16 protein-coding genes are annotated in these 18,462 nt (G+C 63.9%); 7 read left to right on the top strand and 9 right to left on the bottom strand.

All coding sequences use genetic code 11. The features are described 5' to 3' along the window. Window positions 1–30 precede the first annotated feature (30 nt). Complete coding sequence (locus FJ471_RS00745) at window positions 31–1,218, bottom strand: glycine C-acetyltransferase (RefSeq protein WP_140801255.1); 1,188 nt, start codon at window positions 1,216–1,218, stop codon at window positions 31–33. A 300-nt stretch (window positions 1,219–1,518) separates the two neighbouring features. Between FJ471_RS00745 and FJ471_RS00740 the strand changes: the two genes are divergently transcribed. Next, window positions 1,519–3,588 carry an EAL domain-containing protein gene (locus FJ471_RS00740; protein ID WP_140801254.1) on the top strand — a complete coding sequence of 690 codons (2,070 nt, stop codon included), beginning with the start codon at window positions 1,519–1,521 and terminating at the stop codon, window positions 3,586–3,588. A gap of 71 nt (window positions 3,589–3,659) precedes the next feature. Continuing rightward, window positions 3,660–4,400 carry a polysaccharide deacetylase family protein gene (locus FJ471_RS00735; RefSeq protein WP_140801253.1) on the top strand — a complete coding sequence of 247 codons (741 nt, stop codon included), beginning with the start codon at window positions 3,660–3,662 and terminating at the stop codon, window positions 4,398–4,400. Window positions 4,401–4,404: 4 nt separating this feature from the next. Here FJ471_RS00735 and FJ471_RS00730 read toward each other — a convergent pair whose 3' ends face one another. Next, window positions 4,405–4,923: a MarR family winged helix-turn-helix transcriptional regulator gene (locus tag FJ471_RS00730; protein WP_140801252.1), complete on the bottom strand. Its 519-nt coding sequence runs from the start codon at window positions 4,921–4,923 to the stop codon at window positions 4,405–4,407. 142 nt (window positions 4,924–5,065) lie between these two features. Between FJ471_RS00730 and FJ471_RS00725 the strand changes: the two genes are divergently transcribed. Then, a complete protein-coding gene (locus tag FJ471_RS00725; protein WP_140801251.1) occupies window positions 5,066–5,473 on the top strand; it encodes a hypothetical protein in 408 nt (135 codons plus the stop codon). A 132-nt stretch (window positions 5,474–5,605) separates the two neighbouring features. Here FJ471_RS00725 and FJ471_RS00720 read toward each other — a convergent pair whose 3' ends face one another. Further along, the gene (locus FJ471_RS00720) at window positions 5,606–7,651 is read right to left on the bottom strand and encodes an NADH:flavin oxidoreductase (RefSeq protein ID WP_140801250.1); all 2,046 of its coding nucleotides are present in this window, start codon (window positions 7,649–7,651) and stop codon (window positions 5,606–5,608) included. Window positions 7,652–7,788: 137 nt separating this feature from the next. Here FJ471_RS00720 and queF point away from each other — a divergent pair, with 137 nt between their 5' ends. Next, window positions 7,789–8,250 (top strand): preQ(1) synthase, encoded by a 462-nt coding sequence (gene queF, locus FJ471_RS00715; RefSeq protein WP_140801249.1) that lies wholly within the window; start codon window positions 7,789–7,791, stop codon window positions 8,248–8,250. Between the two features lie 14 nt (window positions 8,251–8,264). Here queF and FJ471_RS00710 read toward each other — a convergent pair whose 3' ends face one another. The 4 genes from FJ471_RS00710 to FJ471_RS00695 all read right to left on the bottom strand — a co-directional run bounded on the left by FJ471_RS00710 (window position 8,265) and on the right by FJ471_RS00695 (window position 12,704). Further along, entirely contained in the window at window positions 8,265–8,867 is a 603-nt protein-coding gene (locus tag FJ471_RS00710) for a hypothetical protein (protein ID WP_140801248.1), read from the bottom strand. A 4-nt stretch (window positions 8,868–8,871) separates the two neighbouring features. Next, window positions 8,872–9,345 (bottom strand): DUF3828 domain-containing protein, encoded by a 474-nt coding sequence (locus FJ471_RS00705; protein ID WP_140801247.1) that lies wholly within the window; start codon window positions 9,343–9,345, stop codon window positions 8,872–8,874. A 94-nt stretch (window positions 9,346–9,439) separates the two neighbouring features. Beyond that, window positions 9,440–11,089 (bottom strand): ABC transporter substrate-binding protein, encoded by a 1,650-nt coding sequence (locus tag FJ471_RS00700; protein WP_140801246.1) that lies wholly within the window; start codon window positions 11,087–11,089, stop codon window positions 9,440–9,442. 64 nt (window positions 11,090–11,153) lie between these two features. Further along, a complete protein-coding gene (locus tag FJ471_RS00695; RefSeq protein ID WP_140801245.1) occupies window positions 11,154–12,704 on the bottom strand; it encodes a trimethylamine methyltransferase family protein in 1,551 nt (516 codons plus the stop codon). 89 nt (window positions 12,705–12,793) lie between these two features. On the opposite strand from FJ471_RS00695, the gene FJ471_RS00690 reads away from it, so the two are divergent. Continuing rightward, the gene (locus FJ471_RS00690; RefSeq protein ID WP_140801244.1) at window positions 12,794–13,696 is read left to right on the top strand and encodes a LysR substrate-binding domain-containing protein; all 903 of its coding nucleotides are present in this window, start codon (window positions 12,794–12,796) and stop codon (window positions 13,694–13,696) included. Window positions 13,697–13,750: 54 nt separating this feature from the next. After that, window positions 13,751–15,619, top strand: a complete 1,869-nt coding sequence (gene mutL, locus FJ471_RS00685; RefSeq protein WP_140801335.1) for a DNA mismatch repair endonuclease MutL — start codon at window positions 13,751–13,753, stop codon at window positions 15,617–15,619. Window positions 15,620–15,665: 46 nt separating this feature from the next. Here mutL and FJ471_RS00680 read toward each other — a convergent pair whose 3' ends face one another. Further along, window positions 15,666–16,391: a hypothetical protein gene (locus FJ471_RS00680; RefSeq protein ID WP_140801243.1), complete on the bottom strand. Its 726-nt coding sequence runs from the start codon at window positions 16,389–16,391 to the stop codon at window positions 15,666–15,668. A gap of 150 nt (window positions 16,392–16,541) precedes the next feature. Beyond that, a complete protein-coding gene (locus tag FJ471_RS00675; protein ID WP_140801242.1) occupies window positions 16,542–17,435 on the bottom strand; it encodes an EamA family transporter in 894 nt (297 codons plus the stop codon). A 90-nt stretch (window positions 17,436–17,525) separates the two neighbouring features. Between FJ471_RS00675 and FJ471_RS00670 the strand changes: the two genes are divergently transcribed. Further along, the gene (locus tag FJ471_RS00670; RefSeq protein ID WP_140801241.1) at window positions 17,526–18,452 is read left to right on the top strand and encodes a LysR family transcriptional regulator; all 927 of its coding nucleotides are present in this window, start codon (window positions 17,526–17,528) and stop codon (window positions 18,450–18,452) included. Window positions 18,453–18,462 lie beyond the last annotated feature (10 nt).

Here is an 18,462-nt window from a genome sequence, read left to right as displayed (position 1 = left end):
TTGCGCCGTAGAGCGAAGACATCTGCAAATTTACCCAACCACTCCGAGCTCGCGCCCGACTTCCCCGAACGCCTCGACCGCGCGGTCGATGTCGGTGCTGGAATGGGCAGCCGACATCTGGGTGCGGATGCGCGCCTGGCCTTTCGGCACCACGGGGAAGGAGAAGCCGATGACATAGATGCCACGCTTCAGCATCCGCTGCGCCATCTCCTGCGCCAGCGCCGCGTCGCCCAGCATCACCGGGATGATCGGGTGATCGGCGCCGGCCAGCGTGAAGCCCAGCTTGCCCATCTTGGACCGGAACCGGTCCGCATTGGCATACAGGCGCTGGCGCAGCGCGTCGCCATGGCGGATCAGGTCGAACACCTTGATCGAGGCGCCGGCGATGGCCGGCATGAGCGTGTTGGAGAAGAGATAGGGCCGCGAGCGCTGGCGCAGCCAGTCGACGACCTCTCTCTTGCCCGACGTGTAGCCGCCGGAGGCGCCGCCCAGCGCCTTGCCGAGCGTCCCGGTGATCATATCCACCCTGCCCTCGACGCCGCAATGCTCGGCCGAGCCACGGCCTTGTCTGCCGACGAAGCCGACCGCATGGCTGTCGTCGACCATGACCATGGCATCATATTTTTCGGCGAGGTCGCAGACGCCCTTGAGGTTGGCGATGATGCCGTCCATCGAGAACACGCCGTCGGTAGCGATCAGCCGGAAGCGGCAGTCCTTCGCCTCCTTCAGGCGGGCTTCGAGATCGGCCATGTCGTTGTTGGCGTAACGGAAGCGCTTCGCCTTCGACAACCTGACGCCATCGATGATCGAGGCGTGGTTCAACGCATCGGAGATGATAGCGTCCTCCTCGCCAAGCAGTGTCTCGAACAGGCCGCCATTGGCGTCGAAGCAGGACGAGTAGAGGATGGTGTCGTCCATGCCGAGGAAGGAGGAGATCGTCGCCTCGAGCTCCTTATGCTCTTCCTGCGTGCCGCAGATGAAGCGCACCGAGGCCATGCCGTAGCCGTAGCGGTCGAGCGCGTGCTTTGCCGCGTCGCGCAAATCCTGGTTGTCGGCGAGGCCGAGATAGTTGTTGGCGCAGAAATTCAGCACCTTCTGGCCGCCGACCTCGATCTCGGCGGACTGCATGGAGGAAATCACCCGTTCGGACTTGTAGAGCCCGGCCGATTTCAGGCCCTGGAGCTCACTGTCGATGTGGGAAAGGAATGCTTTGCTCATGGTCCGGCCCTGTTCGGTTCGAGGCCGGACTGTCGCGCCATGGCTACAAAAAATCCATCGCAAAAGCGACCGCTTCGGTGGCGTCGCAAAAGCCCGGTCGCAATCCTTTGCGACGGCGCTGCGGCATTACGATCAAAAAAGGGGTGAGCGGGAAAGGACGTGATAACCATCTTGCGAGCTTTGTCGAACCGCCACTACGGCCGCCAACGTCCCTTGCCGACCTGTTAACTCTTTCAAGGCAAGCGTTTTCCTGCCACGAATCCAGGGCAGGAATCCGTCGACCGGAGGGGTCAGCAAGTTATGTCGCAGCAGCCAGTGCATAGCGTTTCGCGCAAGCTGATCCTGCTCATCAAGACCGGCTACTGGCTGGCGCTGACGATCATTGCCGCCATGGTCGTGGCCTCCTTCATCCTTCTGCAGCAGCTTATGGCGCAACAGCAGCACAACGACACGCTGCTCGACATCGTCTCGACGCAGAAGGCGCTGTCGCAGCGCATCGTCTTCCTGGCCAGCGCCACCGGCGCCGCGGCGCGCGACAAGCAGCCGGCGCTGGTCACCGCGCTCAAGCAGGCGACGGGCGAGTTCGAGACCAATTACGACCGGCTGCTCAAGGAGACGGGCGCCGATCCGCTGTCACCAGCGCGCAACGATCCGAAATCGATCGAATATGTGCTGTTCAGCAAGCCTTTCCATCTCGATTACTTCTCGGTCGGCCTCGTCGCCAATGGCGACAGGCTGGCTTCGTCCTTCGAGTCGCAGCTCGGCATACAGAGCGACGGCTACAAGGGCGGCGGCGAACGCGTCGGTCTCGACGCCTCCGTCGCCAACGCGACGATGTCGGGCTATGCCGCGCTCGGTCAGCGTATCAGCGCCTTCGCCAACGAAAAGGCCGGCAATATCCTCGATCTGCACCGCAAGCTGTTCTTCGCCACCCTCGGCGTCATCGTGCTGGTGGCGCTGTTCATCTTCCGGCCGATGTCCAACGCCATCCTGCGCAAGACGCGCGAGCTGGTCGACGCCCGCAACTCTATGGCCTTCATCGCCGTGCATGACGGCCTGACAGGGCTGCACAACCGCACCTTCCTCACCGACCATTTCGACACGCTGATCAAGGGCGCGCACCGCCGCCGCGAGCGCCTGGCGGTGATCCAGTTCGATCTCGACCGCTTCAAGCAGATCAACGACACCCTAGGGCATGCCGCCGGCGACTATGTGCTGGTGGTAACGGCGCAGCGCATGCGCGATTCCTGTCGCGCGTCGGATCTCTGCGCAAGGCTCGGCGGCGACGAGTTCGTCATGATCCTCAACGGCGCCGGCACCACCGAGGATATCCATGCGCTGGCCAAGCGCATCCTGGGCGAGATCAACGAGCCGATCACGTTCCAGGGCACGACCATCATGCCCGGCGCCAGCGCCGGCATCGCGGTCTACCCGGTCGACGCCGACAATGCTCAGGACCTGCTTGTCCATGCCGATCTCGCGCTCTATTCCGCCAAGAAGCTCGGTGGCGGCAGCTTCTCCTTCTTCTCCGAGGAACTGCGCCGCGAGCTCGACTACCGCAAGCAGCTCGAACAGGACATCCGCACCGCGATCGCCAAAAGGAGTTTCGAGGTCTATTTCCAGCCGCAGGTGTCGCTGACCAGCGGCAAGATCAGCGGCATCGAGGCGCTGGTGCGCTGGAAGCACGAGACGCGCGGCATGATCTCGCCCGGCGAGTTCATTCCGGTCGCCGAGAAATGCGGCTTCATGCCGGATATCGGCCGCATCGTCATCGGCAAGGCGATCGAGGAAGCCGCGGAATGGGATCGCGCCGGCATCGATTTCGGGCGCATCGCCGTCAATGTCTCGGGCACGGAGCTGCGCGAGCCCGATTTCGACGCCTTCCTGTTCGGCACACTGGAGCGCGCCGGGCTGGCGCCGCAGAAACTCTCGCTGGAAATCGTCGAATCCGTCATCCTCGACGACGAGAAGACCGGCATCGCCGCCAAGCTCAGGCACATCCGCGCCGCCGGCGTGCATCTCGAACTTGACGATTTCGGCACCGGCTATGCCTCGCTCAGCCACGTCAATCCGAACGAGATCGACCGGCTGAAGATCGACCGCCGTTTCGTCCAGAACATCAACGAGAATGGCGACAACACCAAGATCGTGCGCGCCATCACCGAGCTTGCCCGGGGGCTCGGCATCTCGATCGTTGCCGAGGGCGCCGAAACCGAGGCCGAACTCGACTCGCTGATGGCGATCGGCTGCGACCAGGTGCAGGGCTATTCCATCGCCTTCCCGATGCCGCAGGACAAGGCGCGCGAGTGGCTGATCGCGCGCAGCCCCAAGAAGGCGAAGTTGAAAGTGCTGCAGGGCAGCTTAGCCTAGCAAGAACGTCGACAAACTTGACACAACCGGGCGGGCGTGGCGGCCTATCTGATCGCAACCGGACCTCGCGGATGCCGCTTCGTTTCATATTGCCGTTCCTGCTGCTGCTTGTCGTGTCGCCGGCTTTGGCCGCCGACCGCACCATCTATCTCACCTTCGACGACGGTCCGTTGAACGGCACCAGCAACATTCTCGACGTGCTGCAGGCCGAGCAGGTGCCGGCGACTTTGTTCATGGTCGGCATGCATGCCGAGGCCAACGCCACCAATCGGGCGCTGCTGCAGCGGGCGAAATCGATGCCGCTGGTGATGATCGGCAACCACAGCTATAGCCACGCCTATAACCACTACCGGCATTTCTACGGCGACACCGAGGGCGTGGTCGCCGACATGCTCAGGGCCAATACCGTGCTCGGCTTGAAGCCTGCCGTGGATGCCCGGTTGCCGGGGCGCAATGTTTTCAGATTGCCCAGCTATTCGAAGAACGACAATTCGCTGGGGCTGGCGCAGGCCGGCCGCGAGGATCCGGACTACGAATTCGTCGCGGCGTCGGGCTTCTGGCTCTATGGCTGGGATCACGAATGGGTGCATGAGGACAGCGGCAAGCCGGTGCAGAGCGTCGACCACCTGGTCAGCGAGATCGACCATCTGTTCGGCTACGGCCATTTCGCCAAGCCGAACAAGCTGATCCTGCTCATGCATGACGAGATGTTCCAGGACACCTTCAACGGCAAGGCCCAGCTGACGGCGTTGATCGCGGCGCTGAGGCTGCGCCGCTACGCCTTCGGCGCGATAGCGGGTTACGATCGCTAGAAGATCATGACTTGATTGCGCGAGCCGGCCCGCCAGGGCGAGGCGGGATGTCGTTCTCGTCACCGGGGAAAGATGCCAGCAAACGTCCGAAGCTCGACGCTTCGACGTTCGCCCGCAGCGACGCCAACATCTCGGCGAATTCCGCCAGCCTGTCGTCGGGAATACCGGCCCGCAGCCGCTTGTCGAAGGCGACGGCCGCGAGACGAAGCTTTTCGAACAGCGCTTCGCCGGACTCGGTCAGCGCCACCTGATGGACCCTGCGGTTTTCAGGATCGCGGCGGCGCGTCAGCAACCCTTGCGCTTCCATGGCGTTGAGGTGATGCGTCAGCGTCGCGCCCTGGATGCCGATCATGCCGGCAAGCTCACGCTGGTTGGCCAGTTCCTTGGACTTGACCGACAGCAGGGTCAGCCAGACCGGCAGCGTGCCGCCTGCTTCGGCCATGGCAGCATCGAAAGCCTGCGCCACCACTTTCGAGGTGCGGGCGAGATTCATGCCGACGGGCGGGCGGTCAAACGGTGTCATGACGTGACAGTAGAGCATGCAATGGCAAGGTGGAACTCGGCTCTATGCATTGACATCTAATCATTAGATATCTAACTTTGTCCTATTGATGGCGTCGCAACACGACTGCGAGGCACGGCGGGTGGCAGAGAGGAATGCAGTCATGCAATATGTCTACATCGTCACCATCGGCCTGCATGTGATGGCCGGCGTCTTCTGGGCCGGCACGACCATCGCTGTTGCCCGCGATCCTGAGATCAAGGCGGAGCGCTTTATCCGGCCGCAACTCGGCGCCTCCGGCGTGGTGTTTCTGACTGGTTTGCTGCTTTGGTATTTCTTCCATGAGGGCGCTTTCGGCCCGATGGAGAAGGTGCTCGCGCTCGGCATTTTGACAGCGCTGATCGCCGCCGGCGTGCAGGGCGCGCTTGTGGCTTCCGCCAGCAGGCAGTTGGCCGGCGCCGACCAAGCGACGCAGACTGGGCTGCGGGCGAAAATGACCAGGGGCGAACGCATCGCCGGCGGGCTGCTCATCATCACCGTGTTTTGCATGGCGACTGCCAAGCTGTTTTGAAATCGCACGGCCGGCGAACCCGACCGGGCGCGGCGCACAACGGACCGAAGCGGCAGGTGGCTCTCCTTGCAACGGCCCGTTGCGCGTCTTTTTTCGTTTGGGCATGATCTCTTTCGATCATGCCTTGTCCAATCAGATCCTGATCCCGAACCGGATGCCGTCATAGATGGCGGCGTGGATGTTGCGCGATGCGACCGCGTCGCCGATGCGAAACAGCACGAAACCGCCTTCGGCATTGCGCGTGGGGAAGATGTCGCCGCCGCTCACCAGCCGCTCATAATCGACCGCGCCGGCATTCCTCGACAGCGGTTTGAGCGACAGATAGAGGTCATCGAGCGGCGCGGTGCCATGCTCGACCACCACTTGGTCGACGCGCCGCTCGCCGCGCCAGCCGCCGGCGAAATCCGATGCCAGCTCGGCGATAAGTTGGTTGCCCTCGCGCCGAACCGAGCGCAGCCTTGTGTTGATGGTGACGGTGACGCCCTTTTCGTGGAAGGCGCGCATATAGGGCACGTGGTTCAGACCGCCCATTTCCGGCGCGAAGAAACGCTCCGGCGAGACCAGCTCGAGCTTCGAGCCGCCGTTGGCGATGAGTTCGGCGGCGCCCATGCCCTGATGGCCGCCATTGTCGTCGTAAAGCAGGACGTTCTCGGCCGGCTTGACGCTTCCGGCCATGATGTCCCAGCTCGAGGTGACGAGATTGTCGCCTTCCGTCAGCGGCGGGTTCTGAGGCATGCCGCCTGTGGCCACGATCACCACGTTCGGCGCCAGCGCCAGCACGTCGTCCTTCTCGGCCCAGGTGTCGTAGCGGATCTCGACGCCGAGGCGGTCGAGCTCGGCCAACCGCCAGTCGATGATGCCGATCAGCTCCTTGCGGCGCGGGTTCTGTGTCGCCAAACGCACCTGTCCGCCGGCCTGGCTGGAGGCTTCGAGCACCGTCACCTGATGGCCGCGTTCGGCCGCGACACGGGCGGCTTCCAGGCCGCCGGCGCCCGCGCCCACCACCACGACTTTCTTCTTCGGTCCTTCGCTCTTGGCGATGATATGCGGAACGGTCGCCTCGCGCCCGGTCGCGGCGTTGTGGACGCAGAGCGCCTCGCCGCCTTCATAGATGCGGTCGAGGCAATAGGTGGCGCCGACGCAAGGGCGGATCTCGTGCTCGCGGCCTTCCATCACCTTCTTGATGATATGCGGGTCGGCGATATGGGCGCGCGTCATGCCGACCATGTCGAGCTTGCCGGTGGCGATGGCGTGGCGGGCGGTGGCGACGTCGGAAATGCGCGCCGCGTGGAAGGTCGGGAACTTCGTGGCCGCCCTCACCTCGCCGGCGAAATCGAGATGCGGCGACGAGCGCATGCCGGCCACCGGGATCACCTTGGTCAGCGATGCGTCGGTCTCGATCGTGCCGCGGATGATGTTGAGGAAATCGACTTTGCCGGAATTGGCGAGCCGCCTGGCGATCTCGACGCCTACCTCCTTCGAGATGCCCTTTTCGAAATCCTCATCGGCGACCATGCGGATGCCAACGATGAATTTCTCGCCGACGGCGGCGCGCACGGCATCGAGCACCATGTCGGTGAAGCGCAGCCGGTTGTCGAGCGAGCCGCCGAACTCGTCGTCGCGGTGGTTGGTGAGCGGCGACCAGAAGCCGTCCATCAGATGGCCGTAGGATTCGAATTCGATGCCGTCGAGGCCGGCCGCCTGGCAGCGTTGCGCGGCCGAAGCATAGTCGGCGACGATGCGCTCGATGTCCCATTCCTCGATGGTCTTCGGGAAAGCGCGGTGCGCTGGCTCGCGCACAGGCGAGGCCGACAGCACCGGCAGCCAGTCGGCCTTGTTCCAGCCGGTGCGGCGGCCGAGATGGGTGATCTGGATCATCACCTTGCAGTCATGCTCATGGCAGGAATCCGCCAGTTCGGCGAGCCATGGAACGATCCTGTCGTCATAGACATGCAGGTTGCCGAAGGCGGCCGGGCTGTCGCGCGAAACGATCGCCGATCCAGCCGTCATGGTCAGCGCCATGCCGCCTTTGGCCTTCTCGGCGTGGTAGAGCCGGTAGCGCTCCTTTGGCATGCCGTCCTCGGAATAGGCCGGCTCATGGCTGGTCGACATCACCCGGTTCTTCAGCGTCAGGTGCTTGAGCTGGTAAGGTTGGAGAAGCGGGTCGTTGCTGGTCATCTTCTTCCTGCCGTTTCAAATTGTGCTAATGAGCGGCTAAACGTGCCGCCCGGAAAGAATTGCGGTGCCTTCTTCGTTCTTCGTTTCACGCCCGCCACTCGCGAACCGCGCTTCGCACCGGCGGCAAGGAGCCACTGATGACTGACGCCAAGAACCTTACCCAGCTCGGCAAGCACGTCGAGCCGCCACAGAGCCCGGAACAGGCAGTCCTGGAGGCCGTGCCGTTCCAGCGCGGCGACGGCCCGCCGGCGATCGTGCGCTTCACCTGCCCCGAATTCACCTCGCTCTGCCCGGTCACCGGCCAGCCCGACTTCGCCCACATCGTCATCGACTACGCGCCCGACAAGACGCTGGTGGAATCGAAGTCGCTGAAGCTGTTCATGACCTCGTTCCGCAACCACGGCGCCTTCCATGAGGAATGCACCGTCATGATCGGCCGCCGCATCGTGGAGGCGACGAAGCCGCTCTGGCTGCGCGTCGGCGGCTACTGGTTCCCGCGCGGCGGCATCCCGATCGACGTGTTCTGGCAGACCGGCGCGCCACCCAAGGACGTATGGCTGCCGGATACCGGCGTTGCGCCCTATCGCGGGCGCGGTTGAGCGGACCGCCATCGTCACTCGCACTGGTATTGGCTCAACGCCCATTCGCCGGTCACCGACAGAAGGTCGGAGACCTTCCAGCCGCCGCCGACCTTCTTCAGCTTCCATTCCAGCCGGTGCTGATGGCCCTCGACGACGAAGGCGACCACCACCTTGGCCTGGTCGCCATTGACGGCCTCGATCGTCCGCAAGCTCTTGTCGATGGCGAGCTTGTCATAGTTGGCATTGTCGAGCGCCATGTTGGGGTCGAGGCACTCGCCCTGTCCCGAGGCGCGCAACGCATCGCTCTTGTCGAGCACGGTCTTGGCCGGGTCGATGAAGTTCTTGCGCTGGGCCGGATCGAGCTCCAGCCCGAGATGCTCATAGAACGGCTTCACCAGCGCGGTCGGCGATCCGGGCAGGACAGGCGCAGGGGGTGGCAGTTCGACCGGCTTGTTTTCCGGCGCTGCGGCGGCTGGCGGCAACGTGTCGACCGCAGGCGGCGACTCTGCCGGCGCATTGTCGCCGGATGAGGCTTTTGGCGGCGCGCCGAAGAGCCCCTGCGCCGAGACGGCGCCGTTCAGCCCCGCGACCAGCATCGACAAGCTCGACAGCGCGACGACGAGACGGCGAAGCACGGCGTCACTCCGGCGAGGCGCCGCATTCCAGCGCGCTGAGCTTCCAGTCGCTGGTCTTTGAGGTGATGTCGGCGATCTTCCACTTGCCGTCCATTTTCTTCAGCGACCACACCATTTCGCGTTTGGAGTCATCGCCTTCCGGGAAAAGATTGAAGCTCGCCGTCACCTCGGCGGTGTCGTCATTGACGGTCTCGGTGAGCTTCAGCGTCTTCGACAGGGTCTTCTGATCGAAATCCTGAGCGTCGAGGCCTGGATCGAAGTCGATGCAGGACACCTCGTCGGGCTTCTCCTTCTGCGCCTTGTCGTTGGCCTCGAACAGCTTGGTGACCGGCTCAGTGAAGCGATCGCGGTATTTGGCGTCCGCCTCGAACTTCACCTCGGGCACGTAGAAGAACTTCACGGTGTTGGACGCCGGCCCGGCCAGCACGGCGCCGGGCAAGGCAATCGACATGGCAGCGGCAAGCAATATCGGCTTCATGCAGGATCTCCGGAGGTTCGGCGGCGTGGTGGCGATCTTGCCACCACGCATCCTGCATATCGGCTTTTTTGCGGCTCATGAAGTCCAGGCGCGCTCAGGCATCCAGCCAGACGTTCTGGAAGTCCATTTCATAGGTCTGGTGCATCGAATAGTTCTTCACCTTCTTATTCATGTGGCAGTAGAGCTTCTGCCAGAACGGCTGGATGATGACGCCGGAGTCCTGCAGGATCGCCTCGACGTCCTTCATCACCTCCTTGCGCTTGGCGACGTCGATCTGCGACAGCGCGTCCTTGAGCTTGGCGTCGAACTCCGGATTGGAATAGGCCGTCTCGTTCCAGGCCTCGCCGGTGCGGTAGCCGAGCGCCAGCACCTGCACGCCCAGCGGGCGCATGTACCAGATCGTCATGGAATAAGGATATTTCGTCCAGTCGTTCCAGAAGGTCGAACCAGGCAGCACCGTGCGCTTCACCTTGATGCCGGCGTCGCGCAACTGGCCGGCGATGGCGTCGCCGCTGTTCTTCTGCCATTCGTCCTCGACCGTGATCAGCTCATGCTCGAAGTCGGCTTGGCCAGCATCGGCCATCAGCTTCTTGGCGCCGGCGGCGTCACGTTCCTTCTTGGGCAGCGGGTAGTATTCGGGATGGATCGGGCTGACGTGATGGTTCTCGCCGACCGTGCCGCGGCCGTTGTAGCCAAGCTGCATGACCTGGTTGTTGTCGACCGCCATCTGCAGCGCGTTGCGCACCCGTTTGTCGTCATAGGGCTTGTGCGTGACGTTGGTGCGGGCAACGAGCGTGGTCGCCGTCGCGACCTCCGATTTCACCAGATCCATCTTGTCGAGGGGGTCGATGAAATCGGCCGGCGTCTCGAAATCGAGATCGATCTCGCCGGAATCGAAGGCATTGAGCGTGGCGTTGAAGTCGGTGCCGTAGTCGATGAACTCCACACCGTCGAGCGGTGCTTCGCCGCCCCACCACTTGCCGTTCTCGCGGCGCTTGACCACCGCCTTCGACCCCACCGAATAAGACACCAGCTCGAAAGCTCCGGTGCCGACCGGCTTCTTGATCGGATCGGCGCCATCCTTGTCGAAGTCGCGGTGCACGACCAGCGCCGGATAGTCGGTGAAGCCGGGGATGATGGCGATGTCGGGTTCGTTGAGCTTCAGCTTGACCGTGTGGTCGTCGACCTTGGTGATCGCCCCATCCTTGGCCTTGCCGGTCTTGGTGTCGATCAGCGCGCCGACGCGGGCGGCCATGGAATTGCCGGAAGCCCCCTTCTCGCACCAGCGGTTCAGATTGGCGACCACGTCATCGGCGTTGAAGGCATCGCCATTGTTCCAGGTCACGCCCTTGCGCAGATGCAGCGTGTATTCGGTGGCGTCGTCATTGACGTCCCAGCTTTCGAGCAGCACCGGCTCGAAGGTGAACTGGTGGGTGTAGCGCACCAACGGCTCCAGCCAGGTGCGGGTGACGTTCGCCATCTCCGTCCAGTCGTAGGTGCGCGGATCCTTCTGCGCCTTGACCGACATCGCGACGTGCAGCGTTCCGCCCTTCTTGGGTTCGTCGGCGAGCGCCTTGGTCGGCGCGGCAAGGCCGAGCATGCCATAGGCGAAAGCCGTCGATGCGCCGAAGGCGCTGGCCAGCGCCAGGAATTCACGCCGGTCGACACGGCCCGCCCGCGCCTCCTCGGCCATCGCTTCGATGGCGGCCGGGACCCGGTCACCATTGCTTCTGAATAGTGTCATTCTCTTTCTCCCATTGATTTCTTCAGGTCTTCGCCCGGTTGGTTCCAACTAACGTCGCCATCCATCAACTAACGCTGTCCGGCAGTTTTTCCTCACGCCGCGCGATCAAATCCGCGAGACCCTCGGCAATGCCCTCGTCGAGCTTCGGCTCCTGGTAGTCGGCGAGCATGGCGCGCGCCTTTTCGCGGCCGCGCGTGTCATGGTCCTTTGCTCCCTCGGCGCTCCATTGCTCGAAGGAATTGAAATCCATGATGTTGGGCATGAAGAAGGCGCTCTCGAAATGCTCGAGCGTGTGCTGCGTGCCTAGGAAATGGCCCTGCGGCCCGACTTCGCGGATCGCGGCAAGAGCCTCCTTGAAATCGTCGAAGGGGACGCCGCCGGCATATTTGTACCAGCCGACCAGCTGCTCGCAGTCGGTGGCGAATTTCGAATAGCCGCAGGTCAGGCCCGCCTCCAGCCAGCCGGCGGAATGCCAGATGTAGTTGGCGCCGGAAAGGATCGCGGCATGCATCAGCATGTTCGCTTCATAGCCGGCCTGGGCGTCGTTGAGCTTGGAGCCGACATGGAAGCCGGAGGTGCGCCAGGGCAGCTTGTATTTCCTGGCCAGCGCGCCCATCAGATACATCATCTGCGCGGCCTCCGGCGTGCCGCCCATCGGCGCGCCGGTCTTCATGTCGACGGTGACCATGAACTGGCCGTAGAGCTGCGGCGAGCCGGGCCGGATGAGCTGGGTCAGGGCCACGCCGGCAAGCGCCTCGGCGTTGACCTGCGCCACCGCGCCGACCGCGGAAGCCGAGGTCGAGGCGCCGCACAGCGCGAAAGGCGCCAGGATCAGCGGCTGATTGTGGCTCGCATAGACCCGCATGGCGTCGATCATGGTGGCGTCCCACACCAGCGGCGAGTTACAGTTGGTGATCGCCACCAGCACGGGGTTGTCGCGCACGAACTCCTCGCCGAAGACGATGCCGGCCATCGCCATCGTGTCCTCGGCGCGCTCCTTCGACGTCACGATGCCCATGAACGGCTTGTCGGAATGCTTCAGCGCCGAGTGGATGATGTGCAGATGCCGCTTCGGCACCGCGATTTCCATCGGCTCGCAGATGACCGAGCTCGAGGAATGCAGCGCCGGCGCCATATAGGCGAGCTTGTGGAAATTGTTGAGGTCGGCGAGCGTGCCGTAGCGCCGCTTGTTGTCGAGATCGCGGATATAGGGCGCGCCGTACATCGGCACGAAGATCGAGTTCTTGCCGCCGACCCGCACGGTGCGCTCGGGGTTGCGCGCATTGAGCGTGAATTCCGCCGGAACCTTCGAGACCAGTTCCATCAAGAGCGCGCGGTCGATGCGGACACGTGTCTCCCTGACATCGGCGCCGGCCGCCTTCCAGAGTTCGATCGCCCCGTCGTCACGGAATTCGCAACCCACCTCCTCGAGAATCTTGAGCGATTCCTCGTGGATCAGTTCCACCGCCTCGTCGGGCACGATTTCATAGGCGGGGATCTTTCGCACAAGGGTCGGGAAGGACGCGATCGGCGCGCTTCTCAGCGCCTTGCGGCCAAGACGGCCACCGCCGCGGCGGTGGGTCTGTTCGGTCAATTCAACGGCCGGTGCGTTCATGGAGCCTCCTTCTTCCCGCCACCAACGTTAGCGAGGCAAAACATGGCTGTGACGCTGGAAAATCCTGATCTTCTGTATAAGTTGTGCTTATGCGAAGCCTGCGCCACCTCCTGCCCTCCGCCGGCAGCCTGATCGTCTTCGAAGCCGCCGGCCGTCTGTCGAGCTTCACCGCCGCCGGGCGCGAGCTCGGCATGACGCAGGCAGCGGTCTCGTATGCCGTGCGCGGCCTGGAGGAACAGCTCGGCGCCAAGCTGTTTCAGCGCCGCCACCGCCAGGTGCTTCTGACCGAAGCCGGCGAGCGCTTCCATGCCGACGTCTCGCTCGGCCTGTCGCACATCCGCAAGTCGGCAGAGGACCTGCGCCTGCAGGCGACCGGCGGGCATGTGACCTTGGCCGCCTCGACCGCTTTCGGCTCATTCTGGATGATGCCGCGCCTGCAGCAGTTCCGCGATGAATTGCCAGGCATTGATCTCCGCATCCAGACCGCCGACCGCGATCTCGACATCATCGCCGAGGGTATTCCGCTCGGCGTGCGCGGCGGCGTGCCGCGCGACTGGCCGGACTATCACACGCTGTCGCTCTCCGACGAGGAGATATTCCCGGTGGCAGGTCCGAGCTATCTCGCCAAGTTCGGCAAGCCGAGGACGGTCGAGGAATTGGCCACGCACCGGCTGATCCATCTCGAGGAGCCCTATCGCGAGGCGCCGAACTGGGACGAATGGTTCGTATCGGCCGGAACCAGCCTACGCAATGCGGAGCGCGGCCTGCGCATCAACGACTATGCGCTGGTGATCCAGGCGGTGATGGAGGGACAAGGCATCTCGCTCGGATGGCGGCATCTGGTCGAGCGCCTCGTGGCATCGGGGCTGCTGGTGCCGCTGACCGATCACGTCATGCGGACCGGCATCGGCTTCCACGTGATCTGGCCGAAGAACCGCGACCTCAGCGACAATGCGCGCAGGGTCAGGGACTGGCTGGTGGCGCAGGCTTGAGGTTCTGGAAGTAACCCCTCCCCCATGCCGGTCGAATCCGCCTATAATCACCGTATGCCCATCCGCCAGCTTTCCGAAACGATGATCAACCAGATCGCCGCCGGCGAGGTTATCGAGCGTCCGGCGAGCGTGGTGAAGGAGCTGGTCGAGAACGCGCTCGATGCGGGTGCCTCGCGCGTGGAGATCGTCACCGCCGGCGGCGGGCTGAACCTGATCCGCGTCACCGACGATGGCTCCGGCATTGCCGAGCCGGAGCTTGCGCTGGCGATCGCGCGGCACTGCACCTCGAAGCTCTCCGACGACATCCACGACATCCGCTCGCTCGGCTTCCGCGGCGAGGCGCTGCCCTCGATCGGTTCCGTCGCGCGGCTGTCGATCCGCTCGCGCACCGCAAGCGGTGACAGCGCGGCCGAGATCGGCATCGACGGCGGCCGCGTCTCGCCGGTGAAGCCGGCGGCGGCAAACCGCGGCACCACGGTCGAGGTGCGCGACCTCTTTTTCGCCACGCCGGCCAGGCTCAAATTCATGAAGGGCGAGCGCGCCGAAAGCTCGGCCACCAGCGACGTGGTCAAGCGCATCGCGATCGCTTTCCCGGCCGTGCGCTTCACGCTTGCCGGACCCGACCGCTCGACGCTGGAACTGCCGGCGACCGACGACACGCCGGAAGGCCGGCTTGCCCGCGTCGCGCAGGTAATGGGCAAGGATTTTCCAGACAACGCCATTGCCATCGATGCCGTCCGCGACGGCGTGCATCTTGCCGGCCACGTCTCGATCCCATCCTACACGCGGGCGAATGCGCTGCAGCAATATGCCTATGTCAATGGACGGCCGGTGCGCGACAAGCTGATCGCCGGCGCGATCCGCGGCGCCTTCGCCGACGTTTTGCCGCGAGACCGGCATGCGGTGACCGTGCTTTTCCTGTCGCTCGATCCCTCGACGGTCGACGTCAATGTGCATCCGGCCAAGGCGGATGTGCGCTTCCGCGATCCAGGCCTGGTGCGCGGGCTGATCGTCGGGGCCATCCGTGAGGCGCTGGCCGGCGCCGGCATCCGCGCGGCAACGACGGGCGCCGCCGGCATGATGGCGGCGTTCCGGCCCGGTGCTGCGCCCTATTCCAATCCTGGGCCAGCCAACGGGCACCGCAGCTACGACGCCGCCTATCGCGCCCCCGGCGGCTTCGACCTTTCGCGTTCGGCGCAGCGGCCGCTCGACATGGGTTACGGGGAGGCAAGGCCGCGAACCAATGGTTTTGCCGAGAACGAGCAGGCTGCCTTCGACACCGGACCGCTGGCCAGCGCCGACGCCCGGGCCGGCATGGCCGAGCCGGCCGAAGCGCTGCTCGGCATGGTGCTGGGCGCGGCGCGCGCGCAGGTGCATGAGAACTATATCGTCGCCCAGACGAGGGATTCGCTCGTCATCGTCGACCAGCATGCCGCGCATGAGCGGCTGGTCTATGAAGCGCTGAAGAACGCGCTGCATTCGCGCGCGGTACCGTCGCAGATGCTGCTTTTGCCCGAGATCGTCGACCTGCCGGAAGAAGATGCCGAGCGGCTGGCAATGCATTCGGACACGCTCGCCAAATTCGGCCTCGGCCTCGAGCGCTTCGGTCCGGGCGCGGTGGCTGTGCGCGAGACGCCGTCAATGCTTGGCGAGACCAATGTGCAGCAGCTGGTGCGCGACCTTGCCGACGAGATCGCCGACAACGACACGGTCGAGACGCTCAAAGAACGGCTGGACAAGATAGCCGCGACCATGGCCTGCCATGGTTCAGTGCGCTCGGGCAGGCTGCTCAAGGCCGAGGAGATGAACGCGCTGCTGCGCCAGATGGAGGCGACGCCGGGATCCGGCACCTGCAACCACGGCCGTCCGACCTATATCGAGCTCAAGCTCGCCGATATCGAAAGGCTGTTCGGTCGGCGCTGAGCGCCCCGTGGCTCGTTGCGCAACACCAGGGTTGGCGCCCTGAATATCATTTCTTTAGATGGTATTTTCTTGTCTTCGGGTTGAGGACGTAGTCGTTCGCGCCTGCGAATTTGCCACCTCCAAAATCTACGGAGATGATGTCCTTGCCTCCCTCCACCCATTTTTGCACGTTCATATAAATGGGCGTCGTCGACATACCGGCGTTGCAGTCCTCATCGTCGAAGCCGATCTCCTGAACGGCCTTCTTTGTCTTCTTGTTGATGACCTGCAGTTTGGTCATGCAGATGCCGGCGTCGGACTTCGCGTAAATCCCTGCAAATCTGTCGCGGGCCGTCTCAGCCCAAAAGGGAATTTCGACAGTCCCATCGATCTTCAAGTCGCCGGTATCGTCGAGGCTCGCGACCTTCTTGAGCGTGACGGGAAATTTATCCGCGCCTTTGCTCCAGCTTCCCGCCGCGCCGCTTTCACTGATCTCGAGAGAGAAAGGACATCCCGTGGTATCGACGGATGTCTTCGACCCTATGACAAGGACGCGTTGAAATTCCTTGTCGTCCGCGATCTCGCATAGCGAGAGCCTTGAGCCGTCAGCCTTGCCGTAGATTGCGATAGGACTTTGCTTTGTGTCGTATAAATAGCTTCCCTCGACGGTGATGCCGCTGCCGAAGCTGGCATATTTCTGCAGTGAAAGATGGACCGGGTTCGATCCGATCGAGCCTTCGTAGTTCTCGACCTGGTACCAGCCCGCGAATGCTTTCTGGCTTAGCAGCAGCAAGCAGCCGACCGCGGCGATAGTCCCTCTTCGCATCCCAACCCCTTCGTCAAGGCGGATCAGGATAGCTTGCTTCAGGCCTGCATCAAGGGGGCTGAGCCGGTGAGATGCAACCTAGCAGATTGAGTCCGGAAACGGCCCCAAGCTTCTGATCTACCTCTTCAAATTCACCACGATCACGCCACCCAGAGCCAACGCGCCGCCGAGGATGCCGAGCAGGCTTGGCACTTCGCCCAGCCAGAAGAAGCCGATCAGGGCGGAGGTCGGCGAGACCAAATAGAGGAAGTTCGAGGCGCGCGCGGCCGGCAGGCGCGAGAGCGCGGTTGCCCAGGCGGCATAGGCGATCAACGACGGCACGATGCCGAGATAGATGACGGCGCCGAGACCGGCGGTGTTGGCGACCGCTGCCTGCGAAAACGCTTCCGGCAGGAAGGGCGACAGACAGAGCGCGCCGAGCACCATGTTGGAGGCCGCGATCGTCAACGGATGATGGCGGGCAAAGAGCGGCTTCTGGACAATGGTGTTGACGGCCGAACAAAGCGCGGAGCCCAGCACCAGCAGCGCGCCGGCATTGAAATGCAGGCCGTGTCCGTCGGCCACCGCGATGATGCCGATGCCGGCGAAGGAAATGACGGTGCCCAGCCAGGCGAGCCTCGAGAAGCGCTCGCCGAGCAGCGCCATGGCCATGATGGCGGTGAAGATCGGGCTGACATTGATGATGAAGCCGGCCGCGCCCGCCGAGACGGTGAGCTCGCCGAAATTGAGCATGGCGGTGTAGAGCGCGACGAAGATGGCGCCGCCGAAGCCGAAGCGCCATAGCTCGTCGATCCTGGGCAGTGCCGGGCGCTTCACCGCGAAGAAGATGGCGGCCGGAACCGCCGCGATGGCAAAGCGCAGCGCGCCGAGCTCCAGCGGCTGGAAGGCGGCGAGGCCGGCGCGGATCGCCGGGAAAGCCGAAGCCCAGCCGAGCACCGTCAATGTCACCGCGATCGCCGCGGTGGTGTCCACGCGCTGTGTCTCATTCAACGTGCCGGTGTAAGCGCTCATTGCCGTAACCTCGTCTTTCTGTGCCATGAAGGCAGAAAACGCCATTGCCGGCCAATTGACAAACGACCAATTCGAGGGTCAGCTGTGAGCATGGATCACAGCTCGGAACAGATACTGCCACTGGAAACCTTGCGCGCCTTCGATGCGGCGGCGCGTACCGGGAGTTTTTCCGCGGCGGCCGAAAAACTCAACCTCACCCATGGCGCGGTGAGCCGCCAGATCGCCAAGCTGGAGGACTGGCTCGGCTTGAAAGTGTTCGAGCGCAACGCGCGCGGCGTGACGCTGACGATCGAGGGCAATCGCCTGCATTTGAGGACCGCCGAGGCGTTCGCGCTGATCTCGTTCAACTCCGACCGCTGGGTCGAGCCGCGCGGCACCGCCGTGGTGCGGCTGGCCTCGATCCCGTCGGTGAGCGGGCTGTGGCTGATGCCGCGCATGGCGGCGCTCGAGAACCATCCGACCAGGCTGCGTATCGTGCTCGACGTCGACAACCGCCAGGCCGACCTCGCCGACGAAGGCATCGACCTTTCGGTGCGCTGCGGGCGCGGCCGCATTCCAGGCCGTGTATCGGTGCAGCTTTTCAAGGAGCACATTTTCCCCATCGCCTCGCCGGAACTGGCCAACGAGATCGGACGAGGCGACCCTGCCCGGCTCTTGAAGTTCCCACTGATCAACGATTCCGACGCGTCAGGCTGGCGCGCCTGGTTCGCGGCCCAGGACGTCGATTACCGTCCCCGTCCGCAGGACAGGCGTTTCGAGGACTATAATCTGGTGCTCGACGCGGCTGCGCATGGGTTGGGTATCGCGCTGGCGCGGCCGCCGCTGACGGCGGACCAGCTTCAATCCGGCCGTATCGTTGGTGTCGATGAGCGCGTTGCGCTCAACCCGGTGTCTTATTGGATGGACCGCCCGGTCGGCCGGGCGCGCGCGGCGGCGGCGGATCTTGCCAGGCGCATTGCCGACCAGGCCGGGCTCGCTTCGGAGGCCGTGGAGGCATTCCTGCAGGACGACGGCTAGCGCAGAACCG

It is taken from the genome of Mesorhizobium sp. B2-7-1 (assembly GCF_006440735.1).
Lineage (GTDB): Bacteria > Pseudomonadota > Alphaproteobacteria > Rhizobiales > Rhizobiaceae > Mesorhizobium.
Note: the sequence above shows the minus strand (reverse complement) of the source record. Positions and strands in the feature narration are given on the sequence as shown.